At 64.3% G+C, this 19,937-nt stretch carries 20 protein-coding genes; 13 read left to right on the forward strand and 7 right to left on the reverse strand.

Features of this window, described 5'->3' with window-relative positions; all coding sequences use genetic code 11:
* Positions 1-102: 102 nt before the first annotated feature.
* The gene (locus QE360_RS18525) at positions 103-675 is read left to right on the forward strand and encodes a hypothetical protein (protein ID WP_309703951.1); all 573 of its coding nucleotides are present in this window, start codon (positions 103-105) and stop codon (positions 673-675) included.
* Positions 676-792: 117 nt separating this feature from the next.
* Here the strand turns inward: QE360_RS18525 and QE360_RS18530 are convergent, their stop codons facing one another.
* Genes QE360_RS18530 through QE360_RS18545 form a run of 4 tightly spaced genes read right to left on the reverse strand, consistent with a single transcriptional unit; the run spans position 793 to position 5,765 of the window.
* Entirely contained in the window at positions 793-1,116 is a 324-nt protein-coding gene (locus tag QE360_RS18530; RefSeq protein WP_309694170.1) for a PilZ domain-containing protein, read from the reverse strand.
* Between the two features lie 5 nt (positions 1,117-1,121).
* Positions 1,122-2,717 carry a hypothetical protein gene (locus QE360_RS18535; protein WP_309703953.1) on the reverse strand — a complete coding sequence of 532 codons (1,596 nt, stop codon included), beginning with the start codon at positions 2,715-2,717 and terminating at the stop codon, positions 1,122-1,124.
* A gap of 56 nt (positions 2,718-2,773) precedes the next feature.
* Positions 2,774-3,538, reverse strand: coding sequence for a hypothetical protein (locus QE360_RS18540; protein ID WP_309703955.1), 765 nt, complete (start codon positions 3,536-3,538; stop codon positions 2,774-2,776).
* 49 nt (positions 3,539-3,587) lie between these two features.
* Complete coding sequence (locus QE360_RS18545; RefSeq protein WP_309703957.1) at positions 3,588-5,765, reverse strand: ATP-binding cassette domain-containing protein; 2,178 nt, start codon at positions 5,763-5,765, stop codon at positions 3,588-3,590.
* Positions 5,766-6,061: 296 nt separating this feature from the next.
* On the opposite strand from QE360_RS18545, the gene QE360_RS18550 reads away from it, so the two are divergent.
* From QE360_RS18550 to QE360_RS18595, 10 genes are all read left to right on the forward strand, one after another.
* Complete coding sequence (locus QE360_RS18550) at positions 6,062-7,279, forward strand: HlyD family type I secretion periplasmic adaptor subunit (protein ID WP_309704246.1); 1,218 nt, start codon at positions 6,062-6,064, stop codon at positions 7,277-7,279.
* A 40-nt stretch (positions 7,280-7,319) separates the two neighbouring features.
* Positions 7,320-8,771, forward strand: coding sequence for a TolC family protein (locus QE360_RS18555; RefSeq protein WP_309703959.1), 1,452 nt, complete (start codon positions 7,320-7,322; stop codon positions 8,769-8,771).
* A gap of 180 nt (positions 8,772-8,951) precedes the next feature.
* Positions 8,952-9,377, forward strand: a complete 426-nt coding sequence (locus QE360_RS18560) for a DUF983 domain-containing protein (RefSeq protein WP_309703961.1) — start codon at positions 8,952-8,954, stop codon at positions 9,375-9,377.
* Positions 9,355-9,693, forward strand: coding sequence for a hypothetical protein (locus QE360_RS18565; protein ID WP_309703964.1), 339 nt, complete (start codon positions 9,355-9,357; stop codon positions 9,691-9,693). Before QE360_RS18560 ends, QE360_RS18565 begins: the two co-directional genes overlap by 23 nt.
* A 68-nt stretch (positions 9,694-9,761) precedes the next feature.
* Complete coding sequence (locus QE360_RS18570) at positions 9,762-11,162, forward strand: PLP-dependent aminotransferase family protein (protein WP_309703966.1); 1,401 nt, start codon at positions 9,762-9,764, stop codon at positions 11,160-11,162.
* A gap of 122 nt (positions 11,163-11,284) precedes the next feature.
* Positions 11,285-12,676, forward strand: coding sequence for a cytochrome ubiquinol oxidase subunit I (locus QE360_RS18575; RefSeq protein WP_309703969.1), 1,392 nt, complete (start codon positions 11,285-11,287; stop codon positions 12,674-12,676).
* Positions 12,677-12,682: 6 nt separating this feature from the next.
* Positions 12,683-13,690 carry a cytochrome d ubiquinol oxidase subunit II gene (cydB, locus tag QE360_RS18580; RefSeq protein WP_309703970.1) on the forward strand — a complete coding sequence of 336 codons (1,008 nt, stop codon included), beginning with the start codon at positions 12,683-12,685 and terminating at the stop codon, positions 13,688-13,690.
* Complete coding sequence (locus QE360_RS18585) at positions 13,690-13,812, forward strand: DUF2474 domain-containing protein (RefSeq protein WP_309703972.1); 123 nt, start codon at positions 13,690-13,692, stop codon at positions 13,810-13,812. Before cydB ends, QE360_RS18585 begins: the two co-directional genes overlap by 1 nt.
* A 75-nt stretch (positions 13,813-13,887) precedes the next feature.
* Positions 13,888-14,520, forward strand: a complete 633-nt coding sequence (locus QE360_RS18590; protein ID WP_309703974.1) for a 2-dehydro-3-deoxy-6-phosphogalactonate aldolase — start codon at positions 13,888-13,890, stop codon at positions 14,518-14,520.
* On the forward strand, positions 14,513-15,553 hold the full coding sequence (locus tag QE360_RS18595; protein WP_309703976.1) for a fatty acid desaturase: 1,041 nt from the start codon (positions 14,513-14,515) through the stop codon (positions 15,551-15,553). The genes QE360_RS18590 and QE360_RS18595 overlap by 8 nt, the downstream gene beginning before the upstream one ends.
* Positions 15,554-15,559: 6 nt before the next feature.
* Here QE360_RS18595 and QE360_RS18600 read toward each other — a convergent pair whose 3' ends face one another.
* Positions 15,560-16,459 (reverse strand): LysR family transcriptional regulator, encoded by a 900-nt coding sequence (locus tag QE360_RS18600; protein WP_309694141.1) that lies wholly within the window; start codon positions 16,457-16,459, stop codon positions 15,560-15,562.
* Between the two features lie 124 nt (positions 16,460-16,583).
* On the opposite strand from QE360_RS18600, the gene QE360_RS18605 reads away from it, so the two are divergent.
* Together QE360_RS18605 and QE360_RS18610 are read left to right on the forward strand one after the other, a co-directional pair.
* On the forward strand, positions 16,584-17,258 hold the full coding sequence (locus tag QE360_RS18605) for a DsbA family protein (protein WP_309703978.1): 675 nt from the start codon (positions 16,584-16,586) through the stop codon (positions 17,256-17,258).
* Between the two features lie 24 nt (positions 17,259-17,282).
* Complete coding sequence (locus QE360_RS18610; RefSeq protein WP_309703980.1) at positions 17,283-17,891, forward strand: NAD(P)-dependent oxidoreductase; 609 nt, start codon at positions 17,283-17,285, stop codon at positions 17,889-17,891.
* A 75-nt stretch (positions 17,892-17,966) separates the two neighbouring features.
* Here the strand turns inward: QE360_RS18610 and QE360_RS18615 are convergent, their stop codons facing one another.
* Together QE360_RS18615 and QE360_RS18620 are read right to left on the reverse strand one after the other, a co-directional pair.
* On the reverse strand, positions 17,967-18,917 hold the full coding sequence (locus tag QE360_RS18615) for a carbon-nitrogen hydrolase family protein (RefSeq protein ID WP_309703982.1): 951 nt from the start codon (positions 18,915-18,917) through the stop codon (positions 17,967-17,969).
* 86 nt (positions 18,918-19,003) lie between these two features.
* The coding region (locus tag QE360_RS18620) for an acetyl-CoA C-acyltransferase (RefSeq protein ID WP_309703984.1) at positions 19,004-19,937 on the reverse strand (934 nt) is incomplete at its 5' end.

Below are 19,937 nucleotides of genomic sequence, written 5' to 3' on the forward strand. Positions count from 1 at the left end.
CTTGTCGACAGTGTCCTTGGATTGTGAAGTGCCAGCCGGGTTGCCGCTGCTGGGTGGGGGCGAGGAAGACGCGTTGGTATCGCTGATCTTCTGCGTCAGCCGTTGGCGATCCTCGTCCGACTTGTGTTGTTGCTGCTGCTTCTGGACTTCGGCCTGCTGGATCTGGGTGGCATCCTGCGGCTGGATCTGGGACTGAGCCTGAGCCTGCGCCTGATCCTCTTTGGTGGCGGACGGTTCCTTGCGCGGCTTAGCGGCCTTCTCATCGGCCTGATCCGACGAGAGGCTGACGTTGATCAGCGCGCTCTTATCGTTGATCTCGCCGACGGTATTGATGACCTGCGCGGACGTGATCGTCTTATCGTTGAAGACCAAGGTCGGCGTTTGCCCGGAGAAGGTCGCCAGGGCCATGCCGGGAATGACGACCCGGCTACCATCGGCGAACACCAGAATGAGATCGACATCGGCGATCTGGGCCGTGAACGACGCATAGGGAATTCCCAAAAGCGCCTTTCCATCGGGGCCCATTTGCACGACCTTCAAGGCACCCAGGGAGGGGATATCGCCCAGCATCGCCGCTTCACCGTTACCCGGCATCGTCGTTTGCGACGCCGTGTTGGTCTTATCCGGTTTGCCTGCGCCCTGCTGCGCTGCCTTGTTCGCCTGAACCATTTTTGACCTGCCAGACCGATTGAGGTTAAATATCAAATAAAACGGGTGAACTCGCCATCATTCCGACAATGCCGCCCGTGTAATGCAATAGGCTTTTGGAGAAGACGCCGCCTTCGACTCGGATCAGGATATGATCGCGTCGAGTGACAACATCTCTCTAAAATGAACGCCATAGCCGCGCGGCGTGGTGTTGACGATCACACCTTCCACGACACTTTCTCCTACCGACAATCGCACAAAGCCTCCCGCGCGATTGAGGAGATAGACTTGCGGCGGACGAAACAACGCCCCCTTGCTGGCGATATCCAGTATCTTTCCTTTTAGAACGATACCGCTCTCGATCAGTGTCAGGCTGGCATCCAGCCGACATTCGAGCCGACGCTGAGATCGGGCGGCGGCATAATCCCGATGGAAGACTTTCCAGACGACCGCCTTGGCGCGAGACATGCCCATCAATTTTTCCCCAGATTGTCGTTGATACGCGTCTCGGTGATATCGTCACGCAGACGCTCCGCACGTGCGGTCAGAACATTCATATGCGCACGGGCATGCTCAAGCTCGCCCCGCACGGTCGCCGCCATTCCGCTGGCTTCGATCATCCCGGCCAGCGCGGAAAGACGTTCGCTCTCCTGCGCCAGCGCATCGAGAAGCGTGGCTGCCTTGACGCGGTCGGCCGAGACGGCATTCCGAAACCGGGCGACTTCCCGCTGCAATTCCTCTTGGAGACGATATTGCCGTTCCATCGTCTCCCGGATCTCAATGGCGAACCGGCGATAGTCACGCTTCGTCCGGATTTCGTCCCGCCGCCTGCCAAAAGCCGCCAGAAGACGATGATGCAGCATTCGCGCATCGAAGCGCGTGGATGCATCGTCCTTCATGACCGGCCATTGCAGGGTTACGGGTTCCCGATCGAGCAAAGCTTCCCCGCATGCGAGAATTTGGTCGAGCGTTCGGACGATACGATCCTCGCGCTCATTCTCGGCATGACGCTGCTGCCAGGCCATTTCGCGCAGCGACGTCATCACGTCATGCAAATGGGCGCGGTCGAACCGAACCTCAGCGAAGAGCAATTCCATATCGGCCGCCAATCGAACCTGGTGCCGCCCCAGATCGGCCACGACATCGGCGATCGGCTGAAGCAGCGGTGTGGGGTCGGTAACGCGTGCCACCATGTTCGACAGGTCGGCCATGGCGTCGTGCAGACGGGACAATGTCACCTGTATCCCGAGGTCATTCCGCTGCCCCTGCTCCACCGCCTGGTGCAAGGTCGACAATTGACGCGCCGCCACGTCCATCGCGCGCACCAATGAAGGAGCCCCGGCCCCGACTACGCCTCGCGACTCCACTTCCGTGGCACCTTCGAGGGTCGTGACGCTCGACAGCCAATGCTCATAATCGTCCCTCAGCGACTTGGCCGCCTTGGTCATGCAACGCTCGAGCGCACCAAGCACCATCGATGTGGACAGGCCGAAGAGCGAAGAACTGAAACCCACCGACATACCGCGCAGCGGGGCCTTCATGCCTTCGATCATCTTGCCGAAGCTGTCGCCGCCCGCCGTGCCGGAGACATCCATACCCCCGATCAGGTCGCCCACCGACCCGACAGTATGCATCAGGCCCATGAACGCCCCGATCAGGCCCATGAAGACCATCAGGCCCGAGAAGTAGAGAATGACCGACTTCTGTTCGTTGATGCGCTGGTCGACGCTGTGGACGAGCGATTCCGCCACCTTGGACGGCAGATTGACGACCCCGTCCTTGGCGAGCTGTTCCGCGATCAGGCGATAGCCCTGTCCCAGCAGGTGCGGCTCGTGGAAGATGCTCGCGGGCGTTTCGTAGACGCTGTCGTCCGCCTCCAGGATCGCGCTGCTCTGTTGCAGCGCGCGCAGGGCCTGCACTTCGTTGCTCAGCGCCAGGACGTTGCGGAAGGCGATGATCGCAGCGACGGAAAACAGCGCAAATATCGACAGGTTCAGCGCCATCTTGGCCTTGATGCCCGCGATGACGAAGTCGTGCGCATAGACGCCGACGCCGATCATGATCGTCATGACCGCCGACATCTTGATGAGTTCGTCGCGTATCTGGCGTTTCATGGCCATGCCCCTCAATTCTTGACGACGATGCGGACGGAGTTCGCGTCATCGGACTTGGGGTCCACCACGCGGGTTTCCGTGACGATATCGTCGGGCTTGATACCGGCCTGGATCAGCAGGTTGCGGGTGGCCGCCGCCCGATAATATGCGATCCGCATCGGCTCGGAGATCGCCCCGGTACTGCTGACCAAGGACCAGATCCCATATTTCCGGCCTGGCTGTGCCGCGCCTTTCAGGAAAGACTGCACCTTTGCCGCGTCCTCATCGGTGTATCGAACAGCGTTCGGATCGAAGTCGACCCGCAAGAGCGTCGAGGCGGTGGTGATGCGCATGCCCTTTGTCTCGCTGGGCCGCTCCGTCGACTTGGCAGCGATGCGCATCGTATCGGGCGTATCCCGGGTCAGGATGGACAACTGGTCCTTTCCGTTCGTCGCGGTTTCGGACATCAGTGGAGAGCCGAGTTGCGCGATGGAACTGCCCGACGCTGCATCGGACGGGGATTGGACAGGCCGCATGCCCTCGACACCCCGGCTGGCCGCCTTATTCGCAGGGCTGCTCGCCGTCGGTGCCGTTTCCCCTGCCACCGCCCGCTGCCCGTTGCTCTGCTGCATCTCATTGATCTTCTGCTGCATGACCTGAACCGTCCGCTTGGACAGTTCCATGACCGCCGCACTCATGATGACCAGCAGAAAGGTCACGACCATGATCACCGCGGTCAGTACGTCCACGAATGCCGGCCAGTGATTGACTTCGCCGTCTTCAGATGCCCCTGCCACGTTACCCCTTTCCCTGATTGTCCGGTTGCTTGCCCGTGAATGGCGCCCTTCACGCGGCGCGTGCCGTCTGACGCTGGCGCAGGTGCGCCAGAAGCTGGTCCCTGGGTTGATCGGCCAGGATGCGTCCATTCTCCATCCAAAGTACCCGGTCCACGAGGTCGAGCACGGCGAACCGATGGGTGGCGATGACCAATGTCCGGTCGGTGCTGAATTCCCGCAGTCCGCGGATCACGGCCTGTTCCCCATCGATGTCCATCGATGCGGTGGGTTCGTCCAGCAACAGGATGCGAGGGTCGCGCATGAAGGCACGCGCCAGCACCACCGCCTGGCGCTGACCACCGGAAAGCCGGCAGCCCCCGCCCCCGACCGTGCGGCTCAGACCTTCCTTCGACTGGGTGACGAACTGATGGACGCCCGAAGTCTTCAGGGCCCGCTCCAGCAATGCCGGATCGGGAGCCGCACGCCCCAGCACGATATTCTCATAGATCGTATCGTCGAAAAGCGTTGCATCCTGCGTTGCGAAAGCGATGTTTTCCCGCAGGAGAGAGGCCGCATATTGCTCTACGGCATGACCATCGATCAGGAACGCGCCTGAAGTGGGCGCGACCAGGCCCCCTAGCAGTTTGAGCAGCGTGGATTTGCCGGAGCCGGCCAGCCCGATGATCCCGATCTTCTCGCCAGGCCTAATCTCCAGGTTTATGTCATGCAGAACCGGTGCGCTTGTATCGGGATAGGAATAGCCTGCATTCTCGAAGGCCAATTGCCCGACAAAGGGACGGGCTTTGACTGCCATGTCCGATGTTTCGACCTCCGGCTCGAGCGCCAGGAGCTTGGCCAGCGCCCCGAATTGCGTCAGACTCTGATAGCCCTTGCCGATGATTCCGATCGCCGACGAGACGAGGCCCATGGCGCGACCCGCCAACATGTTGCAGGCGATCAGCGCACCAGCCGTCATCACCCCGGCGCGGATTTGATAGATACTGATGACGACGATCCCGATCGTCACCGCCTGGACGATGAAGGCCGAGGCGACCGCCGGAATCTCCTGCCAATGTCGGGTGGCCTTGCCATTCATGCCGACATGGTCCGAGAGGATATCCCATCGGCGCAGAAAGCGCCCTTCGGCCTGATTGCTCTTGATCGTATGCAGGCTGCCGACGACGTCCGCGACCAGGTTGCTGCGCGCCTGCACCAATTTGCTGGACCGATGGCTGCCGAACTTCAGTCCATAGGCCGAAGCCAGTCCGATCAGGGACATCGCAAGAGCGCCGAATAGCGGCACCACCGCCACCCAGCCGCCGATCATGGCAATCAGGGCAAGGAAGGCGAAGAAAAAGGGAATTTCCACGCAGAAGGTGGCCGCCGCGTGCGGTGCAAGCATCGCCATCGATTCAATATCGCGAAGCGCCGTCATCAGGCTTCCGACGGTCCAGTTCGACTTGTCGATCCGCGCGTGCAACACCGAGGCCATGGCGCGATGCTGTATGCCCTGACCGACGCGCAGACCGATCGCGTCGATGAAAACCGACCGCGTCTGCTTGAACAGGCATTCGAAGACCAGGATGAGCAGAGCGCCGAAAGAGAGCGCCCACAAGGTATCGACGGCCAGGTTCGGTACCACCCGATCGTAAATGGCCCGCATATACAATGGGATGGCGAAAGCGCACATGTTGAGCAGCAACGCGGCCAGCAACAATTGTGCGAAATTTCGCCGTTCCGAAAGAAAACATGAGAACAGCCAAGTGCGGGGATTGGCCCGTATGCGTTCACGCTGGTCGCAGGCCAAACTACCGTTGACGGAATCGACATGGCCCACGACCAGCATCTGATCGGTGGTCGCTGCGGCAACCTCATCGATCGGGACAAGCCGTTCGCCCGTACCGTCGATTATCGTCAATTCTCCGGCGCTGGATTTCGCCCTGGCGACCAGATAGCCCCCATCGATCAGGCAAAGCACCGCAGGCAGATGCGCCTCGGTCAGCTTCCGCACGTTGCGCCGTTCCCATCTGGCATCCATATCCACGCGCGCGCATGCGAACGGTGCGAACCGGGCATCGAGATCACCACCGCTCATCGGCAGTGACGCGCTCAAATCGACAGAGCCGACAGTAATACCCGAATTTTCGGCAATTTTTACAATTGCATCGACCAGCCCAAGCCCAACAACGCCGTTAAGTTTCGTGCCACGGAAGCTCGCGCGACTCCGCATCACAGTCGCGATAAACATTTGAAAGTATGACTTTCGCTTCCTCATAACAAGCACGATTCCCTCATTGCATCTCCACATCTACACTCTTTTTATATATTAAGCGTAAATCACAGACAAACAGGGTACCGCAAGGGCATATTGGAACAATGCTAATACGCATGACTCGATTTCTTACTGATTTATCATGCTCTATCAGCAGGATATTCCATGCCGATGGCGGGTTAACGCAGGAAAACCTAAATTTTACAAGGATAGACGGACTTCAACCTTGGAGTGCAAGAATTGAAACTTCCAAGTCTTTCAACATCTTGAAAGTGCTGGCCGTTGCTCTTGCGAGCCTCCTGCTATGGGCGGCGCTGTTCCAGATCGACAAGGTCACGCGCGGCACCGGTCGCGTCCTGCCCTCGATCCAAAACCAGGTGGTCCAGCATTTGGAAGGCGGGATCGTGAAGCAGATTCTGGTTCGCGAAGGACAACGCGTCCGCAAGGGCGATATCCTTCTGCGCCTATCCAACCAGCAATCGAACGCCGAACTCGACAACGCCCAGACCGACGTTGCGGCGAAACATATCAGCATCCTTCGCCTTGAAGCCGAAGCATCCGGCGCAGATCATTTTACTGCGCCGCCCGAACTGGCACGATTGGCTCCTGATATCGCTCGGTCGGAAGAGGCATTCTTTGCGTCCCAGCGCGCCGATATTCAGCAGCAAGTCAGCGTATACGACCATCAAATCCAGGGTTTCCGTGCCGACATCGCGAGTTCCACGGCGCGACTGGCCAGCCTCCGCAAAGAAGAGGGCACGGTCGAAACGCAACTGGAGCGGCTGCGGCGTGCCCTGGCATCCGAAGCGGTGTCGGAAAATGCCGTGCTCGAGAAACAGGGCGAACTGCAGCAGGTCCGCACCCGTATCTCCGATACGATCACGTCAATTCCCAAATCCCAGGCCGGGCTTGCGGAGGCGACGGCGAAGCGCGGCGAAGCCTGGACGAAATATCTGTCCGACACCCGCGAGAAAGCCGCGACCCTGAGGCTGGAAATGACCAAGGCCGGGCACGCGCTCAACGCCTTTCAGGATCGCAATTTTCGCGAGGAGGTTCGCGCCCCGACCGACGGCTATGTCAACAAGCTGCTTGTCCAGACCCTGGGCGGCATCGCCAAGCCGGGCGAGCCTCTGGTCGAGATCGTGCCCGTCGACGATGCCGTCATGATCGAAGCGCGCGTTTCGCCGCGCGACCGCGGCAACATCTGGATTGGCCTACCGGCGGTCGTGAAGATCAGCGCGTATGATTCCACCATCTTCGGCGGACTCGATGCCAAGGTCGAGGATATTTCAGCGGACGCCCTGCAAGATCCCAAGGGTGAGCTTTATTATCGGGTACGACTGCGCGCCGATACACGCCGGTTCGACAAAACAAAGCCCGTGCTGCCAGGCATGACCGCAGAAGTAGACATCCGGTCCGGTCATCAGACGGTGCTCAGCTACATTTTGGGGCCTCTGATCCGTGTGCGGGATGGGGCTTTCCGCGAATAACGATGATCCACCAATCTTTCTTTCCGGGGGGAATGCGACAATGACGAATAAATCCAAGCCGTCGTGGTATGCCGGGAACGGGCTTGTCCTTGGGGTTGCAATTGCGATAGCCGCACAGGCCAGTGGCGCGGAGACACGCTCTCCGACCAAGCAGGGCGGGAGGCGCGGCGCCGCCGCCGCCCCCACGACCACCGTTCAGCCTGATGCTCAGCCGAGTGCCGTAGCGAAGGAGTCGCTTCGTGACGCCATCGTCGCGTCGCTCAAGCAGAACCCGGATATCCAGATCGCCCTCGCGCAGCAGGACGACGCAAAATATGGCGTGAACGAAGCACGCGCGGCATATCTTCCCCGGGTCGACATGACGTTGGCCAGCGGCCCCGAATATGTCCAACCGAATGCGGCCAGCGACTCGCTGCTCCAGCGACGCGAGGGCGTGCTGAATATTCATCAGAACCTATGGGACTTCGGTGTCACGATCAATGACATCAAGCGCGCCAACGCCGCTTATGCCAGTGCGCGATGGGGCACGCGCAAGAAGATCGAACAGATATCGTTCGAAATATCATCCGCCTATCTCGGCGTTCTGGAAAAGCAGAAGCTTGTCGACCTGATCGGCGAGGAGATCGAGACGCAAGCGAAAATGTCCAAGATGATCGCGGTGCAGAAGGATCTGGGGCTCACGACCAGCGCGGATGTCAGCCGCGCACAGGTCCGACAGGACAATCTTCAACAGTTGCTGCTCGACGCGCAGAGTCAGCTTCAACAGCAGCGCGAAGCCTATCGCCGTTTGACAGGGCGCCTTCCCGACCGGGCGACCGATCTGCCACCCGTCGACTCGGCCCTGCCGCCCAACCCCGATTCCGCCGTCGATGTGATCGAACAGCGAAACCCCGATCTGGCGCAGGCGAGTCAGGATCGCCGCTCGATCGAGCGTCAGCTTGCCAGTCAAAAAGGCAATTTCTTCCCGCGCATCGGCCTCGATCTCCAGGGCAACCATCGCTACGAGGTGCTGGGTCGCACGGGACGCGCCGACGATGCTCGCGCCGTCGTCACGATCAGCTACAATCTGCTCAACGGCGGCGCGGACATGGCGCTGAAACGCAGGATCGAAGCAAGGCTGCGCGAGGCGGATTACCAGTTGCTGAAAGTTCGGCGCGACGTCGAACAGGATCTGAGAGTCGATTTCCAGTCGCTCAAGGCAGCCAATGAGAAAATGGCCACGATCGAATCGCAGATCGATGCTGCTCAAAAGGTGGTAACGCTCTACCGCGAACAGTTTCGATCCGGTCAGCGTTCCGTGTTCGATCTGCTCGATAGCCAGCAGGCGTTATTTCAAGCGAAGCAGAACCAGCTTTCGAATTATACGCAGAAACAGGTCAGCGGCCTCCGGGTATTGCAGAAGATGGCAGAATTGTTCCGCTTTGTAGGAGGAGGCGAACCGCCGCCGCTGAGCACCCCCGCACCCATTATCGTCGGCGTGCCCGCGCGTTAGGGCCAGGGCCCATGATTTGCACCCACTTGGCGATGGCGCCCCGATAATCTCAAGGGGCGGTCGCCAAGTGGATGCAGGTCCAGTTCGCTCCCTTGGGAAATTCGCCCAGCCATACATAAGATTCGACAAACCATACATAATGCATTATGCATGGATAAACGACCATGCGATGGTGCTGCTATGCCTGCAAATATCCTTTCCGACGGCTTTCGCCGGATTTTGAAGAGTGGCTGGAAGGGGCTCTGCCCCCGATGCGGCAAGGGCCGGATGTTCGCGTCCTGGTTGAAGCTCGCGCCCCAATGCGAATGCTGCAGCCTGAACTATCGCTTTGCCGCCCCCGATGACGGGCCGGCCTTCTTCTCGCTGTGCATCGTCGCGTTCCCGCTGACCTTCGTCGTGGTGTGGATACAGGTCGCCTATAGCCCGCCCTGGTGGGTCCATCTGCTAACCTCCATGCCGCTGATGCTGCTCGGCTGCCTCCTGCCGCTGCGTCCGATCAAGGGGTGGCTGGTCGCATCGCAATATGTGAACCGGTCGGTGGAAGCAGGCACCGAAGCGCTTTGGAACCGGATGGATGGACGGGATGACAACCGCTTCGGCGACTGACCGGGTGACCGGCGAATTGCGGGAGGACGCCCGTCGCGCGGCGGCGCAACTGCTGGAAAGCCTTGGTCGCCACGAGGATGCCCGGATCATCCGGGCGGGCGGCGGAGACGATTTCCCGGAAGTCCGCGTCGGGCTTCTTGCGCTCTGCGGCATGGCCGCAAAGGTCCAGCGGCTGGAACGCGCCCTGCGATGCTATGCCGACGAAACCCTGTGGGAAGCGCACCCGCATAGCGAGCCGCTGGCCGTGCATGATGGGGGCGCCATGGCTCGCGCCGCGCTGGCGGGTCGTGAAGCGTTCGAGCTGCACCGCGACTGACAGGACAAAATGTCCAGCCGATGAATTATGCATGGACATTGCATGGATCGAAGAATAAGGAAATCCCCATGCAAAGCTGGACACCCGATATCGATTCGTCATCCGGACCCAAATATCTGGCGATTGCGGACGCGCTGGCCCGCGACATCGAGGCCGGAATGCTGGGACCGGGGGACCGCCTGCCGCCGCAACGCGCGCTGGCCGAGACGCTGGGGGTCGACCTGACGACGGTGACGCGGGCCTATGGCGAAGCGCAGCGGCTCGGGCTGATCGAGGGGGATGGCCGCCGGGGCAGCTTCGTGCGCGAACAGCCCGTCCGATCCGCCGCACCCGACATGGCGCGGCCTCCTTTGGTCGAGCGGATCGATCCGGGCATGAATGCGCCGCCCGAACTCCCCGGTGGAGAGCTGGTCGATGCCTTTCGCCAGACGATTGCCGCCCTGCTCGGCGGGCCGGATGGCGGCGCGCTGTTCCAGTATCAGCCGACCGGCGGCCTGCCGTCGCTGCGCGAAGCCGGGGCGGCGCTGTTGCGGCGGCGCGGCATCGCCACGCAGGAGGACATGGTCCTGCTCGCCGCCGGTGGTCAACAGGCGCTGCACGCGTTTTTCGGGGCCGAGCTGGCGGCGGGCGATCGCGTGGCGGTGGCGCCGTTCGCCTATCCGGGCCTCCTGGCGCTGGCGCGGCGCTACGGCGTACTGCTCCAGCCGGTTTCGGTGGATGCCCAGGGGATGGTCCCGGACGCGCTGGACGCCGCCTGCCGCGCGGGGACGATACGCGCCGTCTATATCGTGCCGACCAACGACAATCCGACGACCGCGACGATGGGCCTGGATCGTCGCCGCGCCATCGCCGAGGTAGCGGAGCGGCACGGACTGATGGTGATCGAGGACGACGCCTATGGACTGCTGCCGGAACGGCCGCTCGCGCCGATCGCATCCTTCGCCCCCGACCGGACATGGCATATCGCCAGCGTGTCGAAAATCTTGTCGCCGGGCCTGCGCGTCGCCTGGCTGCATGTGCCCGACATCGCCAAGGCCTGGCGACTGGCGGCGGACATGCACGAAACCGCGATCATGGCCCCTCCCCTCAATGCCGCGACGGTCGCGGACTGGGTGGGCGGCGAAACCTTCGCGCGCCTGGTGGCGGCGGTGCGAAGGGAGGCGCAGGCCCGTCAGGCGATGGTGCGCAAATGCCTGCCCAGGGGGAGCTATCATATGCAGGACGAAGGCTATCATCTGTGGGTTCCCCTGCCCGCCGATGCCGACGCCGGATCGATCGCGCAGACGGTCCGCCCGCATGGCCTGTCGGCCATTCCCGGCGAGGCCTTTGCGGTCGATCGTTCGGCGGTGTCCTCGGCGCTGCGGGTGTCGATCGGCGGGATGCTGTCCCACGACCGGCTGGAGCGGGGCTTGCGATTGCTCGGTGCGATGATCGCGCCGGACGCCACGCGAAAGATATCGCTGATCTGAGTTGATTTGATCCGATCCGGTCCGCCGGACCGAACGCACCGACGCATTTTCTTTGCCGCGTGGCGAAAGCCATGCCGTGTTGTCACGCGCCCCGACGGCGCGCCCGAGACAAGGAGTTCGCCATGGGTGACCAAGCCCTGTTACTGGCCCGTGCGCAATTCGCGTTCACGGTTTCCTTCCACTTCATATTTCCGGCCTTTTCGATCGGGCTGGCCAGTTTCCTGATGGTGCTGGAGGGGCTTTGGCTGCGGACCGGGCGCGGCGTCTATGCCAATCTCTATCGCTATTGGCTGAAGATCTTCGCCGTGGCCTTCGGCATGGGCGTGGTGTCCGGGATCGTCATGTCCTACCAGTTCGGCACCAACTGGTCGGTCTTCTCCGAAAAGGCGGGGCCCATCGTCGGCCCGCTCATGGCCTATGAGGTGCTGACCGCCTTCTTCCTGGAGGCGGGGTTCCTGGGCGTCATGCTGTTCGGCATCACCAAGGTCGGCCCGCGGCTCCATTTCTTCGCAACCTGCATGGTGGCGCTCGGCACCTTCATTTCCGCCACCTGGATCATCAGCACCAACAGCTGGATGCACACCCCGACCGGGTTCGCGATCAACGCGCAGGGGCAGTTCGTCCCCGCCGGATCGTGGCTTCCGATCATCTTCAACCCCAGCTTCCCCTATCGCCTGCTGCACGTCGTCATCGCCGCCTATCTCACCACCTCGCTCGTCGTCGGCGCGGTGGGCGGGTGGCACCTGCTGAAGGACCGGACCAATCCGGGCGCGCGCAAGATGTTCTCGATGGCGATGTGGATGGTCGCGATCGCCGCCCCCGCCCAGATCCTGGCGGGCGACGCGCACGGGCTGAACACGCTGGAGCATCAGCCGGCCAAGATCATGGCGATGGAGGGTCATTATGACAGCCATCCCGACGGCGCGCCGCTGATCCTGTTCGGCATTCCCAACCCGGCCACGAAGCATATCGACTATGCGATAGAGGTGCCCAAGGCGTCGTCGCTCGTCCTGAAGCACGATCCGAACGCGCCGCTCGCCGGTCTGGACACCGTCGCCGACGACCGCGAGCCGCCCGTGGCGATCCTGTTCTGGTCGTTTCGCGTGATGGTCGGGCTGGGCATGGTCATGCTGTTGCTGGGGCTGGCCAGCCTGGCGGCCCGGTTCCGCCGCAAGCTCTATGACTGGACGCCGCTGCACCGGCTGGCGATCGCCATGGGGCCGTCCGGCTTCGTCGCGGTGATCGCGGGCTGGATCACGACCGAGGTCGGCCGCCAGCCCTTCACCGTCTATGGCTATCTGCTGACGGCACAATCGCATTCGCCGCTCAAGGCCTCCGCCGTGGCGACGTCGCTGCTGACCTTCGTGGTCGTGTATTTCGTCGTCTTCGGGGCGGGCACCTATTACCTGCTCCGCCTGATGGCCAAGCCGCCGGAGGCGCACGAGACCGAGCCCGCCTCCACCCCGCAACGCGCGGCGGGCATCACCCCCGCCCCCGCGCTCGACAAGGAGTGACCGGCGATGTTCTACGATTATGATCTCGCCACCATCTGGGCGTTCATCATCGCCTTCGCCGTGTTCGCCTATGTCGTCATGGACGGCTTCGACCTGGGCATCGGCATCCTGTTTCCGACGCTGAAGGTCGGCGAAGAGCGCGATCAGGCGATGAATTCGATCGCGCCGGTCTGGGACGGGAACGAAACCTGGCTGGTGCTGGGCGGCGGCGGCCTGATGGCGGCCTTCCCGCTGGCCTATGCGATCATCCTGCCCGCCACCTATCCGCTCGTCATCGCGATGGTGCTCGGCCTGATCTTTCGCGGCGTCGCCTTCGAGTTTCGCTGGCGCGACCCCCGGCACCGGGCCTTTTGGGACATCGCCTTTTGCGGCGGTTCGGTGGTGGCGACGCTGGCCCAGGGCGTGATGCTGGGCGCGGTGTTGCAGGGCATCCGGGTCGCGGGCCGGGCCTATGCGGGCGGTTCGTTCGACTGGTTGTCGCCGTTCAGCCTGTTGACCGGCGTCGCGCTGCTGGCGGGTTACGCGCTGCTGGGCGCGAGCTGGCTGATCGGCAAGACGCATGGTGACGTTCAGGACCATGCGCGGCGCATGGCGTTCCGCCTCGGCATCGCGACGCTCGTCGCGATGGCGGCGGTCAGTGCCGCGACGCCGTTCCTGGCGATCGACTATTGGCACCGCTGGTTCCGGATGCCCGGCGTCCTGTTCACCGCGCAAGTGCCGCTGGCCACGATCGTCTTCGGCTTCATCTTCTTCTGGAGCCTGAAGCGCGGTCGCGAGACATTGCCCTTCCTGGTCACGCTCATCCTGTTCGCGCTGGGCTTTGTCGGTCTGGGGATCAGCATGTTCCCCTATATCGTGCCCCGCGCGCTGACCATCTGGGACACCGCCGCACCGGAGAAGAGCCAGATCTTCATGCTGGTCGGCACCGTCTTCATCCTGCCGATCATCATCACCTACACGGCATGGGCCTATTATGTGTTTCGCGGGAAGACCGTCACCGAAGGCTATCACTGATGGTCCGCCAGCCCCCCGCGCCGCTGTGGCGCCGCCTCGGCTGGATGGCCGCGATCTGGCTGGCGAGCGTGCTGACGCTCGGTATCGTCGCCAGCCTCATCCGCCACTGGCTCCTCCCCTGACCCCGAACGCTGCGACGGAGCGCGTGACATGAACAGCGATACGACCTGGCCGACCACCGACATGGAGGCGGCGGCATGAAGACGCTTTTTTCCGAGATCATGGCGGACCTTCCCTTGGTCGCGATCCTGCGCGGGATCGCACCGGCGGAGGTCGAGGCGGTCGGCGACGAGCTGGTCAAGGCGGGGTTCCGGTTGATCGAGGTGCCGCTCACCTCGCCCGATCCGTTCGACAGCATCGCGCGTCTGGCCGGGCGATGGGGACAAAGCGCGATCGTCGGCGCGGGGACCGTCCGCAGAGTCGACCAACTCGACCGGCTGATCGAGGCGGGTGGCCGCCTGATGGTCACGCCTCATGGCGATCCCGCGCTGATCGCCGCCGCCTGTGCGCGCGGACTCGTCACCCTGCCCGGTGTCGCCACGCCCACCGAGGCGTTCGCGGCGCTGGACGCCGGGGCCGACGGCCTGAAACTCTATCCGGCGGAGATGATCCCACCGAGCGCGGTGAAGGCGTTCCGGACGGTGATCGGCCCCGGCGTTCCGCTCTGCCCCACGGGCGGCATCGAGCCCGAGGACCTTGCCCGTTATGTCGCGGCGGGTGCCGATGGCTTCGGGCTGGGCGGCGCGCTCTACCGCCCCGGCGACACGGCCGCGGATGTGGCCGTCCGGGCGGCCGCCTTCGTATCGCGCTGGAAGACGCTTCATGGATGACCCGACGGCGCAGCGCCCCGAGGATCGCGAATTGCTGGCGGCCGCCGCCGCGATCGGCCGCGACCTCATGCGACCCGATCCGCGCATCTATTGGGCCGACCTGCTGCTGACCGCCATGGTGGCCTATGCCAGCCTTGCGGGCGTGATGCGGCTTCCGCTCGGGGGCGCGACGATCGTCCTGGGCCTGGTCGCCATGCTCGCCTTTTATCGCGGACTCAGCTTCATCCACGAGTTGGCGCATCTGCGCCGGTCGCAGCTTCCGGGGTTCACGGCTGCCTGGAATCTCCTGTTCGGCATTCCGTTGCTGACTCCGTCCTTCCTCTATGACGACGTCCATGTCCGGCATCATGCCCGCCCCATCTATGGCACGACGCGCGACCCGGAATATCTGCCGCTGGCCTCGATGCGACCGCAGCATCTGATCCTCTTCCTCATGGCGGCGGGGTTGGCCCCGCTGGGCCTGTTGATCCGCTTCGGCCTGCTGGCGCCGCTCGGCATCGGCAGCGCCCGCCTGCGCCGGGCGACCGTCGCCCGCTATTCCGCGCTGGCGATCAACCCGGCCTTTCGCCGGACCGAGCCGCAAGGACAGGCGCGTCGCGAATGGCTCCGCCTCGAAATCGCGGCCGCCGCATGGGCCGTCGCGGTCATCCTGCTGGTCGCCACCGGGACCGTCGGCATGACACAGGCGGGGCTGGCGCTCCTCCTCGGCTCGGGCCTGGCGGTCATCAACCAGTTCCGCACGCTCGTCGCGCATTTGTGGGAGAATGAGGCGGGCACGCCGATGAGCCTGACCGCGCAATATCTGGATTCGGTCAATGTGCCGCCGCCCGCGCTGCTGCCCGCGCTCTGGGCGCCGGTCGGTCTCCGCTATCACGCGCTGCATCATCTGTTGCCGTCGGTCCCCTATCACGCGCTCGCCACGGCACATCGGCGGCTGTCGGCCCGGCTGGGGCAAACGCCCGAACGCGCCCGTGTCGACCGTCGCAACATGCTGGCGCCGCTGCGTGCCATTTTCCGCGCCGCAGGCCGCTGAACCGGGCTAGGCTGATCGCCTGCGCTCGATGTCCGCGAGCACGTCGATGAAATGCCGCACCCGCGCCGAGCGGAACCGCGCCTCGGGGAAGACCGCATGGACGCCCCCGTCCGGCAGCGACCATTGGGGAAGCAGATGGACGAGCCGCCCCGCCGCCAGGTCCGCCGCGACCACGAAGTCCGGCAGCACGGCCAGCCCACACCCGGCCAGGACACAGGCATGGGTGGCGGGCGTCTTGTCCGCCATGACCACGGGCGACCCGGTGCAGCGACGCTCCTCCCCCTCGCGGGAGAAAGTCCAGTCGAGCGGATGACGCAGCAGCCGGTTGCCGATCCACGGCATCGCCCCAAGCGCGTCCGGCGACAGGGCGTCCACGGCGCGGCGCGCCATGTCGGGCGTGCAGACCAGCAACTGGCGAAAGCTGCCCAGCCGACGCATCTGCAACCCGCTGTCCGGCAACCAGCCGAGCCGGATGGCGACATCGACCTCGGCATCGATCAGATCGAGGACGGCGTCGTCGAACGTCACCTCGGCCCGGACGGCCGGAAAGCGCGCGAGGAATGCCGCCATGGCGGGCGCGACCACCGCCCGGCCATAATCGCTGGGCGCCGTCACCGTCAGCGTGCCGGTCGGCGTCTCCACCCCCTGCGCCGCCTCGGCGAACGCATCGTCCGCATCGCGCAGGATCGCCATCGCACGTTCGTGGAAGCGCCGCCCGGCATCGGTCAGGTGCAGCTTGCGCGTGGTGCGCTTGAGCAGCGCGACACGCAGTTCCTCCTCCAGACGGGCGACCTGATGGCTGACGACCGTCTTGGCGACGCCGAGCCGCTCCGCCGCGCGGGTGAAGGATCCCGTCTCCACCGTCGCGGTGAAATAGCGGAGGCGATTGAGATTGGGGGCGTCCATCGCATGATTGTCCTGTTTGGACTTACAGTGTGTACGATTTGTACCGATTTATCCAGGTCATCGGACCGCCTATCTCCGTCATCGACAGGGCAGTCTTATGCTGCCCAGCCACAGGACGATGACCATGACCGGCATAGGCGACATGCATTTCCGCTATTTCTTCGATCCGCTGTGCGGCTGGTGCTATGCCAGCGCGCCTGCCCTCGCCGCGCTCGCCGAGCAGGCGGGCGACCGGCTGGCCATGATGCCCTCCGGCCTGTTCGCCGCGCCCCGGCCGACCGCGTCGATCGCGGATCATGCCTGGCACAACGACCAGCGCATCGCGAGCATGACGGGCCAGCCGTTCAGCGAGGCCTATCACCAGCGCGTCCTCCAGGCGCCCGGCGGCGTGTTCGATTCCTCCGCCCTGACCCATGCGCTGGTGGCGCTGGGCGAATGGCAGCATGGCCTGGAGCCACGCTTCCTGCATCAGGCGCAGATCGCTCGCTATGTCGGCGGAGAGGATACGTCGGATGCGATGGTGGTGGCGCGGATCGCCGCATCGGTCGCAGACCAGGCGGGAATCGCGCTCGACGCCGCGGCGCTGGCCGATCGCCTGCGCCATGACGCGGGCCTGCATGCCCGGACCGACGCGCGGATCGGCGAGACGCAGCGGGCGATGGCGGCGCTGCGGATCAGCGGGGTGCCGCAACTGGTCGCGATCGTCGGCGGTCGGCACGTCATCATTCGCGGGGACGATATCTATGCGGGCGGCGATCGCCTGCTCACCGCTCTGGCCGCGCTGGACCGCGCGGCGTAATTTCACAAGAAGGGACGTAACATCATGAACATCGCCTTGATCGGTGCATCCGGCAATGCCGGTTTGCGCATCCTTGCCGAACTCGTCCGCCGCAATCACATGGTGACCGCGATCGCACGCGACACCGCCAGGATCGCCACCGCTCCGGGTGTCCGCGCGGTCGCTGTCGACCTGCACGACGGCGCGGCGCTGGCGGACGTGCTGCGCGGCCATGACGCGGTCATCAGTTCGGTCCATTTCCTCGCCAGCGGCCCCGACGCGCTGATCGATGCGGTGAAGGCATCCGGCGTGCGCCGCTATCTGGTCGTCGGCGGCGCGGGCAGCCTGGAGGTCGCGCCGGGCCAGCGCCTGATCGACAGCCCCGATTTCCCCGCCGCCTATCGCGACGAGGCGCTGGCCGGGGCGGCCTTTCTCGACAAGCTGCGGGGTGAGACGGATCTCGACTGGACGTTCCTGTCGCCCTCGGCGGTCTTCGCCCCCGGCGAGCGGACCGGGACGTTCCGGCTCGGCGGCGACGCGCTCCTGACCAACGCGAACGGCAGCAGCATCTCGTTCGAGGATTATGCGATCGCGCTCGTCGACGAACTGGAGGTTCCGGCCCACATCCGGCGGCGTTTCACCGTCGGCTACTAAGGCCGATCGACATTCAGGATCGCTCCTTCCCTCTCCCCTCTGCGAGGGGCGAGGGAAGGAGGGCATCGCCGCGCCTCACGCGGGCGAAGCACCGTCCTCCGCTTCCACGGAAACCGCCGACCGGGGCGTCGCATCGACACGCAGCGCGAACACGTCCGGCCGGGAATAGTGACCGGCCACGTCGAGATCATATCGCCCGCGCACGACGTCATCCAGGTCGATCGTCGCGGCCAGCACGCCTTCGCGGCCGTGAAGCGGCCCCGCCACGATCTCGCCCATCGGATTGACGATGATGCTGCCGCCCTTGATCAGTTCCGCCGTCGCATCCTCCCCGGCGAATGCGGCATAGTCCGCAGGCGCGTCGGCGCGGGTCATATATTGGCACGCGCTGAGCAGGAACATGCGTCCCTCATAGGCGATGTGGCGCATCGACGCCTGCCAGATGTCACGCTCGTCCACCGTCGGCGCACACCAGATTTCGACGCCGCGCGCGTACATCGACTGGCGCAACAGCGGCATGTAATTCTCCCAGCATATCGCCGAGCCGATCCGGCCGACCGGCGTCTGGAGGATCGGGATCGTCGAACCGTCGCCCTGCCCCCAGACCAGCCGTTCGCTGGCGGTCGGCATCAGCTTGCGATGCTTGCCGATCAGTGCCCCATCGGGCCCGAAGAACAGCGCGGTGCAATAAAGCGTGGCGCCGTCGCGCTCGATCACGCCGGTCACCAGATTCGCCTTCATATCGGCCGCGAAGCCGCCGATCGTACGGACTTCCGGCCCGTCGATCTCGATCGCCGCGCGCCAGTAGCACAGATAATCCTCCCGCCCCTCGGCCGTGCGCGATCCGATGCGCGCGCCGAAGTCCAGCCCCTTGGGATAGCCGCCGATATAGGCTTCCGGAAATACCGCGAGTTCGACGCCGTCACGCTTGGCGGCCTCGCAATGGGCGGCCATCCGCTCCAGCGTATGGGGGGTGTCGAACAGGGTCGTTCCAGCCTGCACGACGGCGACGCGATGTTGACGCACGCTATGTTCCTCTATCGTTCGGTGTTCTTCAAAAACGGGACCATCGATGCCCCCGGGCCGATGTCCTATAGTAGTTGCAGCCTCGATCAGACTCGCTCGATCATCAGGGCGATCCCCTGCCCCACGCCGATGCACATGAAGGCCATGGCATAGCGGCCGCCGGAGCGATGCAGCTCCTCGACCGCCGTCATTGCGATCCGCGCGCCCGACATGCCGAGCGGATGGCCCAGCGCGATCGCGCCGCCATTGCGGTTCACGCGAGGGTCGTCGGGCGCGATGGCCAGGTCGCGCAAGGTCGCGATCGCCTGCGCGGCAAAGGCTTCGTTGAGTTCGATCACGTCGAGCTGGTCCAGGCCGATGCCCGTATTCCGACACAGCTTGCGCGCGGCCTCGATCGGCCCTGCGCCCATGATCCGGGGCGCGATGCCGGCCGATGCCAGCCCCAGGATACGCGCGCGCGGCGTCAGGCCATGGCGGGCCGCCGCCGCTTCCGAGGCGACCAGCATCGCCGCCGCGCCATCGTTGAGGCCCGAGGCATTGCCCGCCGTCACCGTGCCGTCGGCGCGGACAACGGGTTTCAGCTTCGCCAGCGCCTCCAGGCTGGTGGCGCGGGGATGTTCGTCCTGCGTGACGACGATCGGCTCCCCCTTTCGCTGGGGGATGGTGACGGGCACGATCTCCACGGCCATGCGACCGCTCGCGATCGCCGCCGCCGCCTTTTGCTGGCTGGCAAGCGCGAAGGCGTCCTGGTCCCCGCGACCGATCCGCCATTGGTCGGCGACGTTTTCCGCCGTCTGGGGCATGGTGTCGACGCCGTAGGCCGCCTTCATCGCCGGATTGACGAAGCGCCAGCCGAGCGTGGTGTCCTCGATCTGCTGGGCCCGGTCGAAGGGGCCCGCCGCCTTGCCCATGACATAGGGTGCGCGGGTCATGCTCTCGACCCCCCCGGCCATGACGAGTTCGGCATCGCCGCTGCGGATCGCCTGCGCCGCGATGCCGACCGCGTTCAGCCCTGAGCCG

Origin of the sequence: Sphingomonas sp. SORGH_AS_0789, from assembly GCF_031453055.1 — a bacterium.
Taxonomy (GTDB): domain Bacteria; phylum Pseudomonadota; class Alphaproteobacteria; order Sphingomonadales; family Sphingomonadaceae; genus Sphingomonas.

Bases quoted from the DNA above. Each gene is read 5' to 3' on its own strand.
- QE360_RS18530 (WP_309694170.1), bottom strand. From the start codon at position 1,116: ATGTCTCGCGCCAAGGCGGTCGTCTGGAAAGTCTTCCATCGGGATTAT.
- QE360_RS18535 (WP_309703953.1), bottom strand. From the start codon at position 2,717: ATGACGATCATGATCGGCGTCGGCGTCTATGCGCACGACTTCGTCATC.
- QE360_RS18545 (WP_309703957.1), bottom strand. From the start codon at position 5,765: ATGTTTATCGCGACTGTGATGCGGAGTCGCGCGAGCTTCCGTGGCACG.
- QE360_RS18555 (WP_309703959.1), top strand. From the start codon at position 7,320: ATGACGAATAAATCCAAGCCGTCGTGGTATGCCGGGAACGGGCTTGTC.
- QE360_RS18560 (WP_309703961.1), top strand. From the start codon at position 8,952: ATGCCTGCAAATATCCTTTCCGACGGCTTTCGCCGGATTTTGAAGAGT.
- QE360_RS18565 (WP_309703964.1), top strand. From the start codon at position 9,355: ATGACAACCGCTTCGGCGACTGACCGGGTGACCGGCGAATTGCGGGAG.
- QE360_RS18570 (WP_309703966.1), top strand. From the start codon at position 9,762: ATGCAAAGCTGGACACCCGATATCGATTCGTCATCCGGACCCAAATAT.
- QE360_RS18575 (WP_309703969.1), top strand. From the start codon at position 11,285: ATGGGTGACCAAGCCCTGTTACTGGCCCGTGCGCAATTCGCGTTCACG.
- cydB (WP_309703970.1), top strand. From the start codon at position 12,683: ATGTTCTACGATTATGATCTCGCCACCATCTGGGCGTTCATCATCGCC.
- QE360_RS18585 (WP_309703972.1), top strand. From the start codon at position 13,690: ATGGTCCGCCAGCCCCCCGCGCCGCTGTGGCGCCGCCTCGGCTGGATG.
- QE360_RS18590 (WP_309703974.1), top strand. From the start codon at position 13,888: ATGAAGACGCTTTTTTCCGAGATCATGGCGGACCTTCCCTTGGTCGCG.
- QE360_RS18595 (WP_309703976.1), top strand. From the start codon at position 14,513: ATGGATGACCCGACGGCGCAGCGCCCCGAGGATCGCGAATTGCTGGCG.
- QE360_RS18600 (WP_309694141.1), bottom strand. From the start codon at position 16,459: ATGGACGCCCCCAATCTCAATCGCCTCCGCTATTTCACCGCGACGGTG.
- QE360_RS18605 (WP_309703978.1), top strand. From the start codon at position 16,584: ATGACCGGCATAGGCGACATGCATTTCCGCTATTTCTTCGATCCGCTG.
- QE360_RS18610 (WP_309703980.1), top strand. From the start codon at position 17,283: ATGAACATCGCCTTGATCGGTGCATCCGGCAATGCCGGTTTGCGCATC.